This window comes from Streptomyces sp. BRA346, from assembly GCF_052851135.1.
In genome coordinates this window covers 1-3,544 of the sequence record NZ_JAIWIH010000123.1, presented here as the reverse complement: position 1 = coordinate 3,544, position 3,544 = coordinate 1, and the positions used below count along the sequence as shown (strand labels likewise).

1 protein-coding gene is annotated in these 3,544 nt (G+C 74.7%); it reads right to left on the bottom strand.

Going from position 1 to position 3,544, the window contains the following annotated elements; all coding sequences use genetic code 11:
* The coding region (locus tag LCH29_RS43630) for a type I polyketide synthase (RefSeq protein ID WP_446467231.1) at window positions 1-3,544 on the bottom strand (3,544 nt) is incomplete at both ends.

The following is a 3,544-nucleotide window of genomic DNA, read 5'->3' as shown; positions in this document are numbered from 1 at the left end:
ACCCTCGGCCCAGCCGGTGCCATCCGCCGCCTCGGCGAAGGACTTGCACCGGCCGTCGGCGGCCAGGCCGCGCTGCCGGGAGAACTCGACGAACGTGGCAGGGGTGGCCATCACCGTGACGCCACCTGCCAGGGCCGTGTCGCACTCCCCCGCCCGCAGCGCCTGGCAGGCCAGGTGGAGCGAGACCAGGGACGACGAGCACGCGGTGTCCACGGTGACCGCGGGACCCTCGAAGCCGAAGACGTAGGAGATGCGGCCGGAGAAGACGCTGCCCGCGTTGCCGTTGCCGAGGAAGCCCTCGACCTCGTCCGGTACGGCGTGCACCCGCGACGCGTAGTCGTGGTACATCAGTCCCGCGAATACGCCGGTGGCCGTGGAGCGCAGCGAGTGCGGGTCGATTCCGGCGCGCTCCAGCGCCTCCCAGGAGGTCTCCAGCAGCAGCCGCTGCTGCGGGTCCATGGCCAGGGCCTCACGGGGCGAGATCCCGAACAGCTCGGCGTCGAAGTCGGCGGCGTCGTGCAGGAACCCGCCTTCGCGGACGTAGGAGGTACCGGCATGGTCCGGGTCGAGGTCGTAGAGCCGCTCGATGTCCCAGTCGCGGTTGCCCGGGAAGGGGGTGATGCCGTCCCCGCCGGAGGTCACGAGCTCCCACAGCGACTCGGGCGAGGTCACTCCGCCCGGGTAGCGGCAGCCGATGCCGACGATCGCGATGGGCTCGTCGGCCGCGCCCCGGCTCCGTACGGCGGCCGCCGCGGTCTTCTCCTGCTCCCGCTCCGCTTCCGCGCCCAGCAGCTGCTCGCGGAGGTAGGCGGCGAGCGCGGCGGGGCTGGGGTGGTCGAACACCAGGGTCGCGGGCAGCCGCAGCCCGCTCGCGGTGTTGAGGTGGTTGCGCAGGTCCACCGCGGTCAGCGAGTCGAAACCGAGGTCGGTGAACGCCCTGGCCGGGTCGACCGAGGTGGCCGCTGAGTGCCCCAATACCGCCGCGACCTGCGACTGCACCAGCGCAAGCAGCTCCCGGTCCTGTTCAGCGGCGGGCAGGCCGCGCAGCCTGCGTGCCAGCGCGCTCTGGTCGCCCTCGGCGGCCTGTCCGGCGACGCGCCGCCGCCGGGTGGCCGGGACGAGCCCGAACAGCACGCTGGGCAGGCTGTCCCGACGGGCGGCGAGAGCGGTGATGTCGAGTGTGACGGGCAGTACGAGGGCTTCGCCGGACCCTGCCGCGAGGTCCAGCCGTGCGAGCGCGTCGTCGGTGGCGAGGGCGGGGAAGCCCTGCCTGCGCATGCGGGCCATGTCGGCGTGGCGGAGGCGGCCACCCATGCCGTCGGCGTGTTCCCACATGCCCCACGCCAGCGACACGCCCGGCAGGCCCAGGGCCCGCCGGGACGTGGCGAGAGCGTCGAGCACGGCGTTGCCCGCCGCGTACGCCGACTGGCCGGACGAACCGACGATCCCCGAGATCGAGGAGAAGAGGACGAACGCGTCCAGCTCGCGGTCACGGGTCAGTTCGTGCAGGTGCAGGGCCGATTCGGCCTTCGCCGCCAGGACGCGCGCCAGCCGCTGCGGGGTCAGGTCGGTGATGACTCCGTCGTCCAGCAGACCGGCGGTGTGCACCACGCCGCTGAGCGGCGCGTCCTCGGGAATCGCGGCCAGTGCCCGGGCCAGCGCCTCGCGATCGGCCACGTCGCACGCGGCGATCGTGGCCCGGGCGCCGAGGTCCGCCAGCTCCTGCCGGAGTTCCCGCGCGCCGGGGGCGTCGGGTCCGCGGCGGGACAGCAGCAGGAGGTTCCGTACTCCGTGCATGGTGGCGAGATGGCGCGCCACCAGCGCGCCGAGGCCGCCGGTGCCACCGGTCACCAGGACCGTGCCCCCCGCCCGCCATGCGGGCGAGGCCTCCGCGGGCCCGGTCATCCGGGCGACGCGGGGCAGCAGCACCTGGCCGCCCCGCACCGCGAGTTGGCTCTCGCCCGCCTCGGCGAGATCGGTCAGGCTCGTGGCCAGCGCCTCGTACGAAGCCTGCTCGCCGTCGGTGTCCGCCAGGACGAACCGGCCCGGGTTCTCGGTGATCGCCGAGCGCACCAGGCCCCATACCCCGGCGCCGGCGAGATCGTCGGCCTCGACGACGGCGCCCGAGGTGAGCACGGCGAGGCGGGACGTGGCCAGACGCGGCTCGGCCAGCCACTCCCGTACGACGCGGAGCACGCCGCTCACGGCCTCGGTCACCCGGGCCTCGGCACCGGCACCGCTGGCCCGCGTGACCGGGAGCAGAACGGTGCCGGGAACGTCGGCGCCGCCGTCCAGGGCGGTGACGAGTTCGGCGAGGTCCGCGCGGCCGGTCACCGGGATCCCGGCGTCCTGCCATGGCCGCGCGTCGCCCAGGACGGTCCAGGCCTCCGGCTCCCCGGGTTCGGCTGCGGGGCCGGGGGCGGGGATCCAGCCGAGCCGGAACAGGCTGTCGACGGCCGGAGCCGCGGCGGCCGTGTCGGTGGCCGAAACGGGCCGCAGTACGAGGGCGTCGACCTCGGCGACGGGCTCACCGGACGTGTCGGCGACGCGCAGTCCGACCTCACCCGGTGCGCGGACGGACAGCTGTGCCCGCACCTCGGGTGCGCCGACGGCCGACAGCGATACGCCGGACCACAGGAACGGCAGCAACGCCTTGCCAGGGCCGTCAGTTTCGTCCGGTGTCGGTGCCGGGTAGTCGACTCCGAGGGCGTGCAGGACGGAGTCCAGCAGCGCGGGGTGCAGCCCGAAGCCGGTCGCGTCCGCCTTGGCTTCCTCGGGCAGGGCGGCCGTCACGAACAGGTCGTCGCCCAGCCGCCAGACCTCCCGCAGCCCCCGGAACACCGGGCCGTAGGCCATACCTGTCCCCGCCAGCCGCTCGTAGAGCCCGTCGACCGGCATCGGCTCCGCACCAGCGGGCGGCCAGGCCCGCAGATCCCAGTCGGCGGCGGGCTGATCGGCGGTCAGGGTGCCGGTGGCGTTGAGGGTCCACGGCCGGTCGGCCGGAGCGCCCTCGGTGCGGGAGTGGATCCGCACGGTCCGCGGGCCTTCGCCTTCCGCGGGCTCGATGGCGATCTGCACCTGGACCGCGCCGTCGCGCGGCACCATCATCGGGGACCGCAGGGTCAGCTCCTCGACCCGGTCGCACCCGGCCTGGTCGCCCGCCTGCACGGCGAGTTCGACGTAGGCGGTGCCCGGCACCACGATGGAGCTGCCGACCACGTGGTCCGCGAGCCAGGGGTGAGTCGCCACGGACAGCCGCGATTGCAGGACCGTAGTGTCCGAGTCCGCCAGCCGTACGGTGGCGCCCAGCATGGGGTGCCCGGCCGCGCCGAGCCCCAGCCCGCTGGTGTCGATCGCCGGGCGCGGGTTGTCCAGCCAGTACCGTTCGCGCTGGAACGCGTACGTCGGCAGCTCGACCCGGCGGGCACCGGTCCCCGCGAACACACCGGACCAGTCGACGCCCGCGCCCCGCACATACAGCTCCGCGACGGCCGTCAACACGGCCTCGGCCTCGGCCCGCCCCGCCCGCAAGGTGGACACCGCC